Genomic DNA, 17229 nt, shown 5'->3' with positions numbered 1-17229 from the left:
CGCGGTGACGCTGCTGTGCGGCAGCGGCACGCAGGGCGCGCACGATGAAGTGGTCGCGCTGGCCGACACGCTCGGCGCGCCGGTCGTGCATGCGCTGCGCGGCAAGCAGTTCGTCGAATGGGACAACCCGTTCGATGTCGGAATGACGGGGCTGATCGGCTTCAGCTCGGGCTATCACGCGATGGAATCGTGCGACACGCTCCTGATGCTCGGCACGGATTTCCCGTACCGGCCGTTCTATCCGTCGAACGCGAAAGTCGCGCAGATCGACTGGAAGGGCTCGCAGCTCGGCCATCGCGCGCCGCTCGCGCTCGGCCTCGTCGGCACCGTGAAGGAGACGATCGCGGCGCTGCTGCCGCGCCTCACGCGCAAGACGCAGCGGCGCTTCCTCGAGAATGCGCTGAAGCACTACGCGGCGGCGCGCAAGGGCCTCGACGATCTCGCGGTGGCCGAGCCGCCGGGCCGCGCGATCCATCCACAATACCTGACGAAGATCGTCGACGACGTCGCGGCGGAAGACGCGATCTTCACGGCCGACGTCGGCACGCCGACGCTGTGGGCCGCGCGCTACCTGACGATGAACGGCAAGCGGCAACTGCACGGCTCGTTCAATCACGGGTCGATGGCGAACGCGATGCCGCAGGCGCTCGGCGCTCAGGGCGCGCATCCGGGGCGGCAGGTGGTGTCGCTGTCCGGCGACGGCGGGCTGTCGATGCTGCTCGGCGATCTGCTGACCGCACGCCAGCTCAAGCTGCCGATCAAGATCGTCGTGTACAACAACAGCCTGCTCGGCTTCGTGTCGATGGAGCTGAAGGCGGCCGGCTATCTCGACACGAACGTCGACCTGAGCCCGACCGACTTCGCGGCGATCGCGAAGGGCGCAGGCATTTTCAGCGTGCGCGTCGAGCATTCGGAGAACGTCGAGGAAGCGCTGCGCATGGCGTTCGCGCATGACGGGCCGGCCGTCGTCGACGTCGTCACGTCGAAGTACGAGCTTGCGATGCCGCCGAAGATCGAGATCGCGCATGCGAAGGGCTTCAGCCTGTTCATGCTGCGCGCGATCCTCAGTGGTCGCGGCGACGAGATCGTCGAGCTGGCGAGAACCAACCTGCGGTAATGCGGTGCCGCGCGCGATGCTTCGGGCCGCGCGCGCGGCGTACCACAGCGACGAACGCGCCGGAGTGCGTTTGTCTCCGCAGGTCGAATTGATCAATACGAAAACATGGCAATCGAGATTCGCGCCTACGAGGCATCCGACCTGCACACGCTGTCGGCCATCTGGTTCGACGCGTCGCTGCTCGCGCATCCGTTTCTCGGCGAGGCGCGGCTGCGCGAGCAGCGCACGCTGATCGAAACGGTTTATCTACCCAAGGCGGAAACCTGGGTCGCGTGTCGGGCCGGCGAGCCGGTCGGCTTCATCGGCCTGCTCGATGCGTCGATCGGCGGCTTGTTCGTCGCGCCGGCGTTGCACGGCTACGGGATCGGCCGCGCGCTGGTCGAGCATGCGCTCGCGCTCAAGGGCGCGCTCGAACTCGAGGTGTACGCCGACAATCGCGATGCCCATGCGTTTTACGCGCGGCTCGGCTTCGAGGAAGTTTCCCGGCGCGATGAGGACGACGAAGGTTTACCGTTCGCGAACATCCTGATGCGCGCCACGCGTTAGGGGCGGGCTGGCCGGGCCCGTGTGTCGCGCGGCACGGCATCAGCCGCGATGATGTCCCGGCACGCGTGCGTTCAAGCGGGTGCCGCTTCCCGCCCGGCCGCCACCCACTCGCGCACGGCCTCGACGAACAGGCGCAGCGCCGCCGGCGGATGCCGGTTCGCCGGATAGTAGAGACACAGCGCGCCGAAATCCTGGCTCCATTCCGGCAAGACACGCACGAGCCGCCCGGCGGCCACGTGCTCGGCGACGCGCGATTCCGTCACCCACGCGATGCCGATGCCGGCCAGCGCGGCATCGATCATCAGCCCCTGGTTGCCGAGCGTCATCGGCCCGTCGACATCCACGCTGACGCGCTTGCCCTTGCGGATCAGATCCCATCGATAGAGGGCGCCGCTTTCGAAACGGTAGCGGATGCACCGGTGATCCACGAGATCCTGCGGCCGCTCCGGCGGCGCGTGTCGTGACAGGTAGTCGGGCGACGCCACCGCGACGAAGCGGATCGTGTCGCCGAACTTCACCGCGATCATGTCGCGCGGCACGTCTTCGTGAACGCGGATGCCGGCGTCGAAGCCGTGCTCGACGATGTCGATCAGCCGCGAATCGGTGACGAACTCGACGTGGATGTCCGGATAGCGGGCGACGAACGCGGGCAGCACATGCCGGATCAGCGGCCGCGCCGCCGCCTCCGATGCGCTGATCCGGATCTGGCCGGACGGACGGTTGCGGGCGGTGGCCGCGTCGTTCAGCGCGTCTTCGAGATCGGCCACTGCGGGCCGCACGCGCAGCAGCAACTGCTCGCCGGCCTCCGTCAGCGCGACGGAGCGTGTGGTGCGGTTGAAGAGGCGCACGCCGAGCCGCGCTTCGAGGTGGCGCACCGCATGGCTCAGCGCCGACGGCGATACACCCAGGATGCGCGCCGCACCGCTGAAGCTGCGCTGTTCCGCGATCGTGATGAAGGTCGTGAGTTCGCCGATGCCGGTACGGAGCATTTGTGAATTTTCCTCAGTAACACATGAAATGGTACGCCGATTGTTGAGTGCTATCCATCAACCTACACTGGCTTCCTCGGCATTCGGTCGAACCTTTTCATCTTCAGCAGGAGAGCGTCATGCAACAACGCATGCTTGGTAAGAGCGGCCTCGAAGTCTCGTCAATCGGGCTCGGCTGCATGGGATTGAGTTACGGCTACGGCCCCGCGACCGACAAGGCGAGCGGCATCGCGTTGATCCGCGCCGCGTTCGAGCGCGGCGTGACATTCTTCGACACGGCGGAAGCGTACGGCCCGTTCGTCAACGAGGAGCTGGTCGGCGAGGCGGTCGCGCCGTTTCGCGATCAGGTCGTGATCGCCACCAAGTTCGGTTTCGAGGACGGCCAGGCGATGAAGGGTGTCGACAGCCGGCCGTCGCATATCCGCGACGTGGCCGACGCGGCGCTCAAGCGGCTGAAGATCGATCGCATCGACCTGTTCTATCAGCATCGCGTCGATCCGAACGTGCCGATCGAAGAGGTGGCCGGCACGGTCAAGGACCTGATCCGCGAAGGCAAGGTCGCGCACTTCGGGCTGTCGGAAGCCGGCGAGCAGACGATTCGCCGCGCGCACGCGGTGCAGCCGGTCGCCGCGCTGCAAAGCGAGTATTCGCTGTGGTGGCGCGAGCCGGAGGCGCGGATCCTGCCGACGCTCGAGGAACTCGGCATCGGCTTCGTGCCGTTCAGCCCGCTCGGTAAAGGTTTCCTGACCGGCGCGATCGATGCGAACACGACGTTCGCGGAGAACGATTTCCGCAATGTCGTGCCGCGCTTCTCGGAGGAAAACCGCAAGGCGAACGCGGGCCTCGTCGACCTGCTCGGCCGGATCGCGACCGACAAGGGCGCGACGCGCGCGCAGATCGCGCTGGCGTGGCTGCTGGCCCGCAAGCCGTGGATCGTGCCGATCCCGGGCACGACGAAGCTGCACCGGCTCGACGAGAACGTGGGTGCGGCCGACGTCGTGCTGACGGCCGACGATCTCGCCGCGATCGAGACTGCGCTGCAGCAGATCCGGATCGTCGGCGAGCGCTATCCCGCGCACTTCCAGCAGCGCATCGATCGCTGACCGGGCTGCGGGCTGCGGGCGGCCGGCAACCCGGCAACCCGCGACGCCGTCGCGTATTGGTCAGGCGGATCAGGGACAATCTTCACGTCGTCTCAGGTTTGCGTTTCCTGGAATCGATTTGATCGTCGCTCTTTCTGCGGCGGACCGGTTTGTCCAGGAGGATGCACGGGAAAATCGATGGTCAGCCTGACTTATTCAGTACGGAAACTGGCGTTCGGGCAGCGTGGGCCTTTGACCGAGGCGCACGCGGGCCACGTAGTGTCCTGATGGATCGAGCGTCCACAGCAAAGCCGCACACGCCGTAGCCACGACGCCACTGTTACACGCGTGACACACATTTCGGCGGCGACCGAATCGAGCGGATGTTGATGCGCTAGATAGGGTAGGAATTCGAACAACTTCTCCTTGTTTTTAAGATTTTGAATTGACGTGCCGTGAAGACGCGTGAAGGTTCGGTTGCAACCGTCGCAGCAAAATGTGGGGACGGGATGGTGCCCGCTGCTGCGATAAACGAGGCAAGTATTGTCGCTTGTGCACCTCGGACAGGAGGGCGGGTTGGGATCGTCGGACAGGATCTGCCGAATGGCGCGCGTGAGAAACGCTGTCAACTCGGGATCGTTTGTACGGCGCAGCGACGCATCGCTCGCCTCCATTCCGAAACGGTGCCTGAAATGCCGGTCCACCTCATTCAGGCTGATTGACCACTGCGCCATGAGTTCAGTGATCTGATCGAGCGGGCCACTCACTTCCTGCTTGCGAGCGGTCCGAAGTTCCGCGTCGAGGCGATCGAGTTCGCTCTGCAGCTCTGCTACTGTCTTCGTCATCTCATTTGGCCAGCTACGCGGTGAACATCGCGGCTTGGCCCTCGCTGTCCGGCCGTCTGCGCACCTGTGCTATCCATTCGTGCCATGTAGCGGTTGTCCGTTGTTACTCGCCGCTGCTGGCTTCTTCCCACTGCGCTAAAAGCTCGGCCGGAATCGCCGTGACGACTTCTGCATAAGGTTTGCCGACGAATCGCTCTGCACGTTGGAGCAATACGGGGATCGGGCTGCTCGGTTCGTGGGTCTCGAACCACGTTCGCGCCGTACGAATCAGCGCGAGCGCTGCTTGGCGGTCCGCCGGTGCGGATCTCGGTTGGGTCGTTATGCGCTCGGTGGCGCTAACCGTTCCGTCATTCATCGGTTCGAACTGCACGGATGCATGATTTCCGGACGATTCGCCAGGGGCCAACGCAGGATCGCGGGATTCTGCCAACTGCTCGACCGCGCTCATCGACGCGGGCGCATTCAACCTGCCGAGGAGTCGCGTGAGCGACGACAGGTCCGGCAGGTACCCTTCGAGATGCACGGCGCACCATGTATCGATTGCAGTGAGATGCGTAATCGCATCATCGAAACTCGTCATCACCTCCGGCTGCTGCGCGCGCATATCCAGCAACTGCTGCGTAACGGACTCGGGCGCGAGAGCATCGGCGGGACGAGGGTGCGCAAAGGCACGCTCGACGTCGCGGATCTGCAGTCGCGCGAGCGTCGACTTCGAAAGAACAATCTCGCGCACGTCGGCGAGCAGTCCGTCCGGATCGGCGAGCGCCTGTATTGCATTCGTTCGCATTTCATGTGCGGCGTCGCGCCCGCCGTCGACATCGGGTTGTGGATGTACCTGCTCGGCAAATGCATCGAGCCAGGCGGCCAGCAATCTCGTGCCATCTGCAAGACCTGCGGCACCGACGAGCCGAGTGCGGCATCGCGTATAAAGAACGGCGACGCGAATGTCCTTCGTACGCAGCATGAGCCGCTGGCAGTCGCGTTCAAGCTCGCTCCAGTTGACGGGATCGGGGGCACCGACGAACGCTCCGTACTGCACGTCCTGTCTGGGTGCCGCACTCGCGAACAGCACGACGAAATCGTGGTCGTATTCGAGGTCCGGGCCGCAGGGCATGGAATCGCTGACGGGCGCGAGCCAGTCGTGATGCGGCGCGTCCCTCACGGTACCTTTACCGGATACGGACTGTCGGGGTGACTGTTTTTTGCTCATGGTCGATTGTCGGATTCAGTTGTGCGCTGATCGAAATGCCGCACGTAACGTTCGGGCTCGAACCGCATGCCGGTAATCGGCCGGTTGGGCCTCGGGTGCCCCAGCCATCCGGACCATCCGATGCGTTGTTGGCCGCCCATCACGGCCGGCGGCGCGCTTTCGGGTTTGATGCGCAGCTCGAGTTCCCATTCCAGTTCGTAGCCGACGAACGTACGCACCCATTCGACGAGACGCGGCAGATCTTCACCCTGCGGCGTGAAGCGCAGATACGAGTCGAGATCGATGGGACCGATCACGATGCGGAACCGGTGCTGACGGTCCGGCGCCACGCGCCCGAGCATCGCGGCTTGTCCCATCGTGGCAGCGGGGCCCGGTCGGCCCATGCGCCCCTGATCGGCCGCGGCGATCGCGATCCAGTGGAACACGTTCTCCTCGATCGCGACCGGCACGCCGAAGTAGTGTTCGAGTGTGGCGCGAAGCCCGTCCGGGTTGCGCGACTCGCGTACGAGATGCGCGGACGCGGCCAGTCGCGCGTGCGAGGGCAGGGGGCGCCGCCCGATTTCGGCGGTGTCGTGGCCCGTGAGGCTCGCGATGTAGAACGAAAACCGCTCGTCGTCTTTCCGGTCGAGGCCGGCTGTCGACTGTGCCGATGCCCACGCGCGATAGAACAGCGTCAGGAACCGGTGGTGGAAGATGTCGAAGAAGTCGACCGTCGTCGTGTCGCGACGGCCCTCTTCGCGTTCACGCGCCCATTCGGTCACGTGGATCGGTAGTGGCCCGTTCGGTCCGAGCATGCCGAGACCGAAGAGCCGCACCTTGAGCCGTCCCGCGGCTTCGTGGACGCCGGCGATTTCACGCGGTGCGAAGGCGAGACTTGGTTGTTGTCCGAGCCGGAACGGCTCGGCCTGCGGTCGGCGCGCGGTACCGATCGGTTCGACCGCGGGGTTCGCGCCGATGCGTCGCAGCAGTGACAGGAACCCGAAGCGCCACGGCTCCATTTGAAGACTTTCCAGCAGGTCAGGCGAAAGCGTGCTGTCGCGCACGAGCGCCGGCAGGGCCGCGCGTTCCATTACAGCACTCCGCGTGTTCCGGTGCGCGCGGGCCAGCGTGCGATACGGCCGCGCTGCATCGAATGCAATTCGGTCTGCGTGAAGCTGTTGATCGACACGTGCCGTGCCAGCCAGTGTTCGAGAATCGTGCCGAACAGATAAGGGCTGACGCCGGAGAAGCCGGCCTCGTCGACCGTTACCGCACACTCGATGCCACGCCCGAACGTCATCGGGCCCGTGCCCGGCAGCTTGCGTGTCACCGGACGCGTCTTGACGCCGACGAGGCTTTCGACTTGCCGAATATGTTCGTTGTTGTCGTTCGCAAGGTAAAGGCGCAGCAGGTCGCGCAGACCCTGACCGCCGTCACGGTGATCGAGACCTTCGAGCGGCAGGTAGTTGAAGTTGAGCTGGCGGATCAGTCGCCACGCCATCTCTCGCTCCGCGTACGGCGCCTTCGGCGGACTCGGCGGGCGAATGAGACCGATACTCTCGACTGGCGCGGACTCCTCCGTCGCCAGGTCGCGCACGCCGTTGCGCGGCACGAGCGTGGCGAGATCCCGGTTCGTCAGCAGTGCGACGACTGACAGGAAACGGATGTCCTCGCCGTAAGGAGCCTCGTTCTGGTCAACCAGTGAGAGAAACACTTCGGTGCCGACATAGGGGGTCCGCGTGCCGTAACGGCGTGCGGTATCGGATACGAGCCGCCGTTCGCGACGTGTCGAGAAGTACCGTCCGTGATTGCCTTCGTCGTTGTTCAGGGTTTGATAGAGCGGGCGGAATTCCAGTTCGTCCGAGGTGGCTGCGACCTGTCCGTGCACGGTCTCCACCGAGAACACTTCGTAGTCGAGCGGTGCGAGCCGGGCGGGCACCAGATGAGACTCGGTCTCGCGGGGGGAAATCTCGATGCGGTCGGTCTGCCGTTTGAAGAGGTTGATGACGGGCGTGCAGAACAGCGCGAAGCGTGACGCGTCGACGAGGTTCGCGAGTTGGCCCGGCGCCCGGTCGAGCAGCACGACGATTTCAGCCTCGCGACCGTTCACACGGGACAGGCCTTCGGCAAGACCGTTGAGTGCGAAGAACCAGAACCGTGCCGGGCACGCGAAGTATTCGTGCAGCAGGTTGTGCCCGTGAAACTTCGTCCAGGTGAGTGGCAGCAAGTTCTGATCGGGGTGCAAGCCCTCATGTTCGACCGCACGGTGAGTCACGGCAGCGGGAGAGCGGCCCGGCACGCCGAATTCGCCGGGCGCTGCGATCATGGACGCGATGCCGGCAACGTGCAGCAACTCGAACAGGTGCGAGGCGACCTGTTCGTCACCGGCCAGATACACGGGCAGCCGGTCGAGCCCCTTCAGATCGGCGATGCGCACATCGCCGGTCGTCGCCAGGCGCAGCCGCAATGCACCGCGTACCTGCCGGTCGGGCGGGACATAGCGGTCGAGCGCCGGGATGTCGGGCGGAATGCCCGTCAGGCGCGCATCGGTGATCGTGAGTGGCCAGAGCGTGACGTCCTGGCCGCTCGTAAACTGGCATGCGGTTTTTTCGCCATCGGGGATCCGTGCCTTGAACGACGTGCCGCGCGCGATACGATAGCCGGCGGCCAGATTGCCTTCCGCCTGACCCGGATACAGGCGCGCGACCGCGATCGACGGCGTGGGCGCGACGTAATTCGGATAAATCACTTCCAGTAGCCGCCCCGTGAAGCGCGGAAACTCCGCATCGAGCTTGAGTTGCATGCGCGCGGCCATGAAGCAGAAGGACTCGATCAGGCGCTCGACGTAGGGGTCGGCCACTTCGCCAGCCTGCATGCCGAGCCGGCGCGCGATTTTCGGGTGCGCCTGTGCGAACTCGGTGGCGAGTTCACGCATGTAGATGAGTTCCTGGTTGTAATAGTCGAGTAGTCGCGGGTCCATCGGAAAGGTCTCGTTTTGTCGTTGTGCCGCTCTTACCTAGAGCGCATGCCGGTGATCTGAATTTCGCTCGTATCGAGATCGAGCGAACTCTGCACCATGAATTCGAGCGGATACGGATCCATGTGAACCAGGCCGCGCACTTCGAACGCGAGCACATTGTGATGGCCGCTGGCGTCGTCGTCCTGGCGGGGCGTCACCACCAGCGAATCGGGGATCAGCCGCGGCTCGAAATCGGTGATGGCCCTCCGGATCATTTGCTCGATGTCGTTCCACTGGCGCGACGCGAGAAAAGTACCCGCGAGCGGAGGCACGCCGAAATTGACGGTTGACGCGGCCGCCCGCGGGTGGCGTTCGCGTTCGATCCGGTCTTCAATGCTTGTCGTGTTGAGCAGATAGGCGAGATCGCGCTGGACGATGTCGCGCATCGCGGCGCCTGATTCGCCGCTCGTGCGGCTTGCGCGGGCTGCCGTGTACGAGACGACGCTCACGCAGGCGATGGCTGTGTCGGACGGGTCGCTGCTGCAGCGGGCTGCCGACCAGCTCAATCAGAAGGCGGACAAGGCGTTGGGCATTCGGGTGTCGGAACGCATCGAACGGGAACTTGTCGACAATCACTTTGCGGCGCTGCGCGAGGTCGTAACCGGGAGCGCGGATGCGCAATCCGATACACGGCCAGCCGCCACGCAGACGGACAAGACGGGGCTGGACGGCGTCACCAACCTGCTGAACGACTATTACACGGCGCTCACCGTTGCCGACAATGCGTTGTCGAACAACAGCATGCCACCGGCGAGCGACGTTGCCGCGAAACTGAAAATGGCGGCCGACACGATGCCTGCACCGTTCCGCGCGGTATTGCTGCAGCTTGCCTCCGATGGCTCGCGCGAAGTCAATCAAGGCATTGGTCAATTGCTGTCGCGTCAGATGCAGGCGGTGGTCGGTGACACCTGCCGGCTGATTGTCGAGGGTAACTATCCGTTTTCGCCGAACGGCAAGCGCGATGTCAGCATCGACGATTTCACCCGGGTGTTTGCGCAAGGGGGCTTGATCGATGACTTCTTCACGAAAACGCTTGCACCGTTCGTCGACACGGCCGCGAAGCCTTGGCGCTACCGGACGCTGCCGGGCGCGATCGAACCCATGCAGGGGCCGGACCTGGAGCCGTTCGAGCATGCAAAGGCCATCCGCGATGTCTTCTTCAACGATCCCGGCCGCAAGCAGATGACGTGGAAGGCCGACATCCGGATTCCCGAACTCGATCCGACGATCATGAGCCTCTCGCTCGACATCGATGGACAGACGACGCTTTACCAACATGGTCCTGTTGCGCCTTTCACTGTCACATGGCCGGGGCCGCGCGGCGGCGTCCACACGGAAATCACGGCCAGCCCGCGGATTCGACCGGATACGTCGACGATCGCAGCGGACGGACCGTGGGCGTTGATGCGCCTGCTCCAGAAAGGTCGCGTGGTGGAGACGGCGACGCCGGGCCGCACGCGCGTCGCGTTCAGTTTCGACGGTCGTCAAGCCGCACTCGACGTCGCAAGTGCCGGGAGCGTCGCGAATCCACTGACGAGCGACGTGCTGAAGACGTTCCGGTGCCCCAGCACGATGTCGGCGTTCAACCTGCCGGATAGTGGCCCGCCGCCGGGGTTGCCGCGAGGCATGTTGCCGGCAAGCGCGGGTAGCGTTTCCCGCTGAACGGGGAGGGGCGATCGATGATTCTTTCGACAACCGATCCGCAGGGCCATGCAGGGGCCATGGCGTCGCCGTCTGTTGCCGCACGGCTGAAAGCCGCGGAGCAGGCGATCAACCCGCTGCTCGAAGCGTCGCGCGTCCTGTTGCGGGCGTTGGCCGAGACGCCCGCAACGCTGGATGCCGATGCCATTGCACCGTGGCGTCGATGGCTGGGGCAGGAAGTTCGTCTCTTCACGTGGCTCTGCAGTGAACTCCGGCTCCGACCCGAGCATGTCCGGTGCGCCAGCTATTGCTTGTGCTCCGCGCTCGACGAGGCGGCGATGCAGACGCCTTGGGGGAAGGGCGCAACAACCGGCGTCGAATGGCAGGACAGCAGCCTGGCGAGCGCGTTGGGGCATGATCGTCGGGGCGGCGACCGTGTTTTCCAGCTGATCGACGACGCCATGGGCAATCCGCGCGAGAACCTCGATCTGATTGAGGTGTACCAAAACGTACTCGATCTCGGGTTTCGTGGGCGATACCGGTTTGAAGCAGGCGGTCAAGGGCGCTTGCAGGTCATTCGCGAACACGTACACGACGTGGTGATGACGGGTGGGCAGAGCATGAGTCGCGTCAGGGAGCCGCTGAAACGTCCGCGACAGACGGTCGATCCGTGGGTACGTCCGGTGGCGGTGCGTCGGTCGCGGGCGAGGTTCGCGGGCGGTCTCGCTGTGGCGTTATTGCTGGGAGCCGGGGGCTACGTCGCGGTGGATCGTTGGGTGCGCACGAATGAGGGGCGCCGGGCATCGCAGCTCGATGTGTTGGCTCGCAATCTGGAACTGCAGCTTCGTGATGAAGTCGCTGCTGGGAATGTCGAACTGATCCGCGACTCCGGGCGCAATGCGTTGACGCTTCGATTCAGCGGCATGTTTGGGCCTGGCGAGGCAACGGTGGCGCCGTGGGGTGCTTCGGTGGTGGCTTCGGCTGGCCGGGAAATCGCCGCTGTGACCAAGGGCGCGGCCGTCCGGGTGGCGGGATACGCGGACAGCACTCCGATCAGTTCGACACGTCAAGCATCCAACCAGGTGCTTTCCGAAGCACGCGCTCGGCACGTGACCCGGATTCTCGTTGCGGCTGGCGTATCTGCGCCGCGTATTACTGTGGAAGGAAACGGCGATGTCGATTCGCTGGCGGACAACGGTACCGCAGTGGGAAGAGCAAGAAATCGTCGTGTCGAAGTGATCGTTACAGATTGACGCTTGATGGAGAGCGTCAATTTCGGGTTCCGGTAGGCCGGGATCGTTTCGACGAATGGCAGCGTAAATTCTTGTGGCTCAGTATCGGCTGAAACTATTGTGGTGGACGTAGGAAGCCAGTCGATTCAGGAGAATCGCGGTTAAATGCTCGGGCATACATGCATGAAATGCATCAAGATTGTTTTTAATGCGGTGCACCAGATGATGGTAACGCCAGGCTATCGAGCGAGCGTAGTGATACGCCTTTGTGTCGCCGCATTGGCGGCACCGTTTTTGGTAAGCGGTAGCACGCATGCGATGAACAGCGAGATGTCGTCGGGGCGATGCGAACAGCCACTCGCGCAGCGTCTGACACGGGCTGCGCTCGCATCGCCCGACGCCGTTCTACAGGATGGTTCTCTGTACGGTGTACAACGTTGGACCGTAGCGACACGCGCTAGCTATCTCGGCTTGCAATTTCCCGGATTGCTATCGTGCGCGTACACGGTGAGTGCCATCTTCCAGGCTGCATGCCATCCGATCGGTAATCTTGCCTCAGTCTCGGCTGTCGATACTGCGTTGTCTCGCTGGCCGAAGGTCATGAAGATCGAAGACCTTCAGCCCGGTGATGTGGTGTTTTGGCGCCCACGGCGCACTGGCATATTTCGATGCCCCAACACACATTGGCACGTTGGTATCGCTGTAGGTAATGGTCGGACCGTCGACAACGACTGGTGGACGGGGAAGCCGGGGGAACATTCAGTAAGCCGGCTATGCTTGACGTTCGCCTATGCGCGTCGATCACGGTAATCGTGTGTCGGCGTTGTTGGCAGGCTGGATGGCAGATCCGGATCGTCGGCGAGCGCTATCCCGCGCACTTCCAGCAGCGCATCGATCGCTGACCGGGCTGCGGGCGGCCGATCGGGCACGAATTGATCAGCGGAATCAGGGACAATCTTCACGTCGCCTTAAGTTTGCGTTTCCTAGAATCGATTTGAACGTCGCTCTTCCTGCGACGGACCGATTCGTCCAGGAGGATGCGCATGCCCAAACCCCGTGTCGCCGTAGCCCTGTTCCACGAAGCCGTCGGCACGTCGAGGCCGACAGCGCAACCGCTGAAGGGCTGCCCATGATGTGGCCGAACGCGTGGCGTGTCTCGGCACTGTTCGTGCGCGAGTGGGTCGGCCGTCCGGCCGCGGTGGGCGCGTTGTGCCCGAGTTCGCGGCAACTGGCGCGCGAGATGGCCGACGCGGTGCCGGACGGCGACGGGCTGGTCGTCGAGCTCGGCGGCGGCACCGGTGCGATCACCGCGGCGTTGCTCGAACGCGGCGTCGCGCCCCGGCGACTCGTCGTGGTCGAGCGTTCGCCGGCATTCGTCCAGCATCTGCGGCGACGCTTTCCGGGCATCTCGATCGTGTCGGGCGACGCACGGCAGCTCGAGCGGCTGCTGCCGCCTGAGGCCCGCGTCGACGCGATCGTGTCGTGCCTGCCGCTGCGCACGCTGCCGCGGCAGGATGTGGCGGCGATCGTCGACCAGTGCCATCGCGTGCTGTCGGCCGACGGCGTGATGATTCAGTTCACGTATGACCTGCGGCCGCCCGGCCGTCATCCGCTCGGCGATTCGGCATTTGTTGCTTGCGGCAGCCGGATCGTCTGGGCAAACATACCGCCTGCGCGGATCGTGACCGTGCGCAGCGTCACCGCCGAACACACCGAATGATGCCGCTGCGTGCGGTGCGCCCGGTCGTGGCGCCTCGCCTTCTCCTTTCGTAATCCCTTCTAATCCTTCCAATTACCATTCATATTGCCGTCACATCAGGTTCCTACCATCGCCTTTCATTTCGAAAGCATCAATGGCGGGGGGAACCGGCAACATGAATCGAATCAAACTGGCGGCGCTGCTGTGTGCGGGCGCCTTTGCACTTGCCGGATGCGGCAGCGACGACGGCCCGACCAGCACGGCGCCCGGCCCCATGAAGCCGCTGGCCGCGCGCAACGTGATCTTCTTCCTCGGCGACGGCATGGGGATTACGACGCTGACGGCCGCGCGCATCTTCGCGGTTGGTGAAGACGGCGCGCTCACGATCGATACGCTGCCGGAAACCGCGTTCGTGAAGACCTATTCCAACGATGCGCAGGTGACGGACAGCGCACCGTCGATGTCGGCGTACATGACCGGCGTCAAGACCAACAACGAAGTGATTTCGATGTCGCCCGACACGAAGGCGATCGAGCCGACCGCGAGCCTCACCGGCAACTGCGGCGCGAACAACGGCAAATCGGCAACGACGCTGCTCGAGATCGCGAAGGCGCAGGGGCTGGCCACCGGTGTCGTGACGACCACGCGTGTCACGCACGCCACGCCTGCGGCAACGTATGCACACGTGTGCCATCGCGACGCAGAGAACGACATCGCCGCGCAACTCGTGCCGGGCGGCGCGGGCTACAACGGCGCACTCGGCGATGGCGTCGACGTCGTGCTCGGCGGCGGCACGCAATTCTTCGTGCCGAAGGACGGCGGCGGCAAGCGCACCGACGGGCGCAACCTGGTCAACGAGCTGAAGGCGAAGGGCTATGCGTTCGCGCAGAACCGCGACGATCTGCTGGCCGCCGACGCGACCAAGGGCGGCAAGCTGGTCGGCCTGTTCTCGTCGAGCCACATGAGCTACGACCTCGATCGCGGCGCGACCAAGGAGCCGAGCCTCACCGACATGGCGACGCGCGCGCTCGACGTGCTGCAGAAGAACCCGGCCGGCTATTTCCTGATGGTCGAAGGCGGCCGGATCGACCACGCGCTGCACGACACCAATGCGAAGCGCGCGCTGCAGGACACGGTCGCGTTCGACAACGCGATCAAGGCCACGATCGACAAGGTGCGCAAGACCGATCCCGACCTGAAGAACACGCTGATCGTCGTCACGGCCGACCACGATCACACGCTGGTGCTGAATGGCTATGCGGCGCGCACCGGCAAGACCGAGGCGGGCAAGCCCGGCGTGCTGGGTGTGCTGCGCAGCTACCAGACGGGCGCGGTCGCGAAGGACGCGGACGGTGCGCCGTACACGATCATCGGCTTCGGCAACGGCGAGAACCGCGTGCAGGGCAGCCGCGCGGGCACGGCACTCACCGACGCGGTGACGGGCGCCGACGACTATCGTCAGGAGGCGGTCGTGCGCATGGACAAGGGCAACGAGACGCACGGCGGCACCGATGTGTTCCTCGGTGCGATCGGCCGCGGCGCGGATGCGTTCCACGGCGTGATCGAGAACAACAAGGTCTTCGAGCTGGTGCGCAACGCGGTGCAGCTGTGAGCGCCGACCATACGGGTACAGGGGAATACAGGATGTCGACCATCAAGTGCATCGCGGCGGCGCTGGCCGTCGCGGGTTTCGCATGCGGCGCGGCGCAGGCCGCCGGCCAGGCGAAGAACGTGATTTTCTTTCTCGGCGACGGCATGGGGCCGACGACCGTGACGGCGAGCCGGATCTACAAGGTCGGTGAGTCGGGACAACTGACGATGGAGAAGCTGGCCCGCACCGCGCGCGTCAAGACCTTCTCGAACGATGCGCAGACGACCGACAGCGCACCGTCGATGGCCGCGTACATGACCGGCGTGAAGATGAACAACGAAGTGCTGTCGATGTCGTCGGACGCGCGCGCGGTCGCGCCGGGCAACGACGCGAACGGCAACAAGACCGTCAACAACTGCGCGCCGGGCAATGGCCAGCCGGTCGCGACGCTGCTGGAGCTGGCGAAGGCGCGCGGCAAAGCGGTGGGGGCGATCACGACGACCGAGCTCACGCACGCGACGCCTGCCGCGACCTATTCGCACATCTGCCATCGCGATGCGCAGTACGAGATCGCCGCGCAGGCCGCACCGGGCGGCGCAGGCTACAACGCGGCGCTCGGCGACGGCGTCGACGTGCTGATGGGCGGCGGCCGCAACCACTGGACGCCGTTCGATCCGGCGGCGAACAAGCGCGGGCGCGCGGACGGCCGCAACCTGCTCAACGAGATGAAGGCGAAGGGCTACACGGTCGTCGCGACCAGGGATCAACTCGCGCAGGCCGGCAACGGCAAGCTGGTTGGCCTGTTCAGCTCGACGAGCCATCTCGAGTACGAACTCGACCGCGTCGCGGGCAAGGGCGAAGGGCCGACGCAGCCGAGCCTGGCCGAGATGACGTCGAAGGCGATCGACGTGCTGTCGAAGAATTCGAACGGCTATTTCCTGATGGTCGAAGGCGGCCGGATCGATCACGCGCTGCACGGCACCAATGCGAAACGCGCGCTGGAGGACACGGCGGCGTTCGACGAAGCGATCCGCGTCGCGCTGTCGAAGGTCGACCTGTCGAACACGCTGATCGTCGTGACGGCCGACCACGACCACACGATGACGATCAACGGCTATTCGAAGCGCGGCAACCCGATTCTCGACATCAGCCGCAACTATCGCGACGGCCAGCCGAGCAAGGACGCCGACGGCAACACCTACACGACGCTGGTGTTCGGCAACGGCGCGAACCGGCCGAACGTGCGCGCGTCGGTCGATTCGGCCACCGCGACGAACGAGGCGTATCTGCAGGAAGTCGGCGTGCGGATGGGGAGCGCGGGCTCGGAGACGCACGGCGGCGGCGACGTGATGCTGTTCGCCGACGGTGCGGATGCGAAGGCGTTCAAGGGCACGATCGACAACACGAAGGTGTTCGGTCTCGTGCGCTCGGCGTTCGGCTTCTGAATCCGTTGACTGCATGAGGAACGGGAACGCCCGATGAAACGTCAGCTTCTCTGCGCGCTCGCTTGCGGGTGGGTTGCGCTGCCGGCCCTTGCAGCGGCCGATCTCGACGCCGTGCTGCTGCACGAGAGCCGCACGGTGTCGGCCGACGGCGTGACGCGCACGACGATGTATCGCGAACGGATGGTGCGGCGCGACGGGCACGTGTGGGTCGAACGCGTGCTGCCCGTCGCGGCGGCAGGTGGGCACGGCGACGATCACGACCATGACCACGACGCGGGTGCTCGCACTGGCGTGCAGCCGGCCGCCGCCCACGCGGGCCACAAGCACTTCAACTTCCAGGCGGCCGCGCGGCACGTGACGTCCGACGGCAAGACGACGCGCATCGAGTATGTGGATGTGGGGAACCGGACGGTCGTCAGCGTGCCGCCGGCCGAGTACGAAACCACGGGCTTCGACGGCTCGTGGGACAACGCGTACTACGTCACGCCGCCGTCGCAGTTGAAGCGGCTCGCAGTGGCGAAGCGCGGCGACGCGCCTGGCACCCGCTGGTACGAGCAGGCGGTCGACACACCCGGCGCGCGTGGCGTGAACCGGATCCTGTGGAACGAGAAGCTGCAGGTGCCGCTGTCGGTCGAATACCGGAGTGCCGACGGCCGCGTCGTGCGCAAGCTGACGTTGACACCGGCGCCGGCCGCGCGGCGCGAGACGTTGCCGTGGCAGACGCTCGCCAGCTATACGCGCAAGGAATACGCGGACTATCTCGACTGATCGACGATTTTCACCGTCTGTACGCGGGGCTTGCGGTCAGGCCGGCCGGTATCGTCGAGCGATACG

13 protein-coding genes and 2 pseudogenes are annotated in these 17229 nt (G+C 65.0%); 9 read left to right on the top strand and 6 right to left on the bottom strand.

The window, feature by feature from the left end; translation table 11 throughout:
• Nucleotides 1-1117 (top strand): thiamine pyrophosphate-dependent enzyme (locus G3N99_RS09325; RefSeq protein WP_241011553.1); only part of this gene is annotated, 1117 nt, incomplete at its 5' end.
• 105 nt (nt 1118-1222) lie between these two features.
• The gene (locus G3N99_RS09320) at nt 1223-1663 is read left to right on the top strand and encodes a GNAT family N-acetyltransferase (RefSeq protein WP_174939852.1); all 441 of its coding nucleotides are present in this window, start codon (nt 1223-1225) and stop codon (nt 1661-1663) included.
• A gap of 71 nt (nt 1664-1734) precedes the next feature.
• Here G3N99_RS09320 and G3N99_RS09315 read toward each other — a convergent pair whose 3' ends face one another.
• Entirely contained in the window at nt 1735-2652 is a 918-nt protein-coding gene (locus G3N99_RS09315) for a LysR family transcriptional regulator (protein ID WP_174939447.1), read from the bottom strand.
• Nucleotides 2653-2771: 119 nt separating this feature from the next.
• Here G3N99_RS09315 and G3N99_RS09310 point away from each other — a divergent pair, with 119 nt between their 5' ends.
• Nucleotides 2772-3755, top strand: coding sequence for an aldo/keto reductase (locus G3N99_RS09310; RefSeq protein WP_206122214.1), 984 nt, complete (start codon nt 2772-2774; stop codon nt 3753-3755).
• A 191-nt stretch (nt 3756-3946) separates the two neighbouring features.
• Here G3N99_RS09310 and G3N99_RS41830 read toward each other — a convergent pair whose 3' ends face one another.
• The 5 genes and pseudogenes from G3N99_RS41830 to G3N99_RS09285 form a co-directional block, all read right to left on the bottom strand.
• Nucleotides 3947-4579 (bottom strand): hypothetical protein, encoded by a 633-nt coding sequence (locus G3N99_RS41830; RefSeq protein ID WP_241011552.1) that lies wholly within the window; start codon nt 4577-4579, stop codon nt 3947-3949.
• A gap of 103 nt (nt 4580-4682) precedes the next feature.
• Nucleotides 4683-5789 (bottom strand): type VI secretion system ImpA family N-terminal domain-containing protein, encoded by a 1107-nt coding sequence (locus G3N99_RS09300; RefSeq protein ID WP_206122212.1) that lies wholly within the window; start codon nt 5787-5789, stop codon nt 4683-4685.
• Nucleotides 5786-6859, bottom strand: coding sequence for a type VI secretion system baseplate subunit TssG (gene tssG / locus G3N99_RS09295; protein WP_206122211.1), 1074 nt, complete (start codon nt 6857-6859; stop codon nt 5786-5788). Before tssG ends, G3N99_RS09300 begins: the two co-directional genes overlap by 4 nt.
• On the bottom strand, nt 6859-8748 hold the full coding sequence (tssF, locus tag G3N99_RS09290; protein ID WP_206122210.1) for a type VI secretion system baseplate subunit TssF: 1890 nt from the start codon (nt 8746-8748) through the stop codon (nt 6859-6861). The genes tssG and tssF overlap by 1 nt, the downstream gene beginning before the upstream one ends.
• 32 nt (nt 8749-8780) lie before the next feature.
• Nucleotides 8781-9173: pseudogene (locus G3N99_RS09285) on the bottom strand (GPW/gp25 family protein); the annotation flags it as partial.
• Nucleotide 9174: 1 nt separating this feature from the next.
• Between G3N99_RS09285 and G3N99_RS09280 the strand changes: the two are divergent.
• The 6 genes and pseudogenes from G3N99_RS09280 to G3N99_RS09255 form a co-directional block, all read left to right on the top strand.
• A pseudogene (locus G3N99_RS09280) lies at nt 9175-10449 on the top strand (type VI secretion IcmF C-terminal domain-containing protein); the annotation flags it as partial.
• 17 nt (nt 10450-10466) lie between these two features.
• Complete coding sequence (gene icmH, locus G3N99_RS09275; RefSeq protein WP_206122207.1) at nt 10467-11681, top strand: type IVB secretion system protein IcmH/DotU; 1215 nt, start codon at nt 10467-10469, stop codon at nt 11679-11681.
• A 1108-nt stretch (nt 11682-12789) separates the two neighbouring features.
• Nucleotides 12790-13380, top strand: coding sequence for a methyltransferase domain-containing protein (locus tag G3N99_RS09270; protein WP_174939394.1), 591 nt, complete (start codon nt 12790-12792; stop codon nt 13378-13380).
• Between the two features lie 154 nt (nt 13381-13534).
• Nucleotides 13535-14971: an alkaline phosphatase gene (locus G3N99_RS09265; protein WP_174939393.1), complete on the top strand. Its 1437-nt coding sequence runs from the start codon at nt 13535-13537 to the stop codon at nt 14969-14971.
• Between the two features lie 32 nt (nt 14972-15003).
• Nucleotides 15004-16395, top strand: a complete 1392-nt coding sequence (locus tag G3N99_RS09260; protein ID WP_206122206.1) for an alkaline phosphatase — start codon at nt 15004-15006, stop codon at nt 16393-16395.
• A 33-nt stretch (nt 16396-16428) separates the two neighbouring features.
• Nucleotides 16429-17163 (top strand): hypothetical protein, encoded by a 735-nt coding sequence (locus G3N99_RS09255; RefSeq protein WP_206122205.1) that lies wholly within the window; start codon nt 16429-16431, stop codon nt 17161-17163.
• Nucleotides 17164-17229: the final 66 nt, after the last annotated feature.

It is taken from the genome of Burkholderia sp. Ac-20392, from assembly GCF_017104585.1.
GTDB lineage: Bacteria > Pseudomonadota > Gammaproteobacteria > Burkholderiales > Burkholderiaceae > Burkholderia > Burkholderia lata.
Note: the sequence above shows the minus strand (reverse complement) of the source record. Positions and strands in the feature narration are given on the sequence as shown.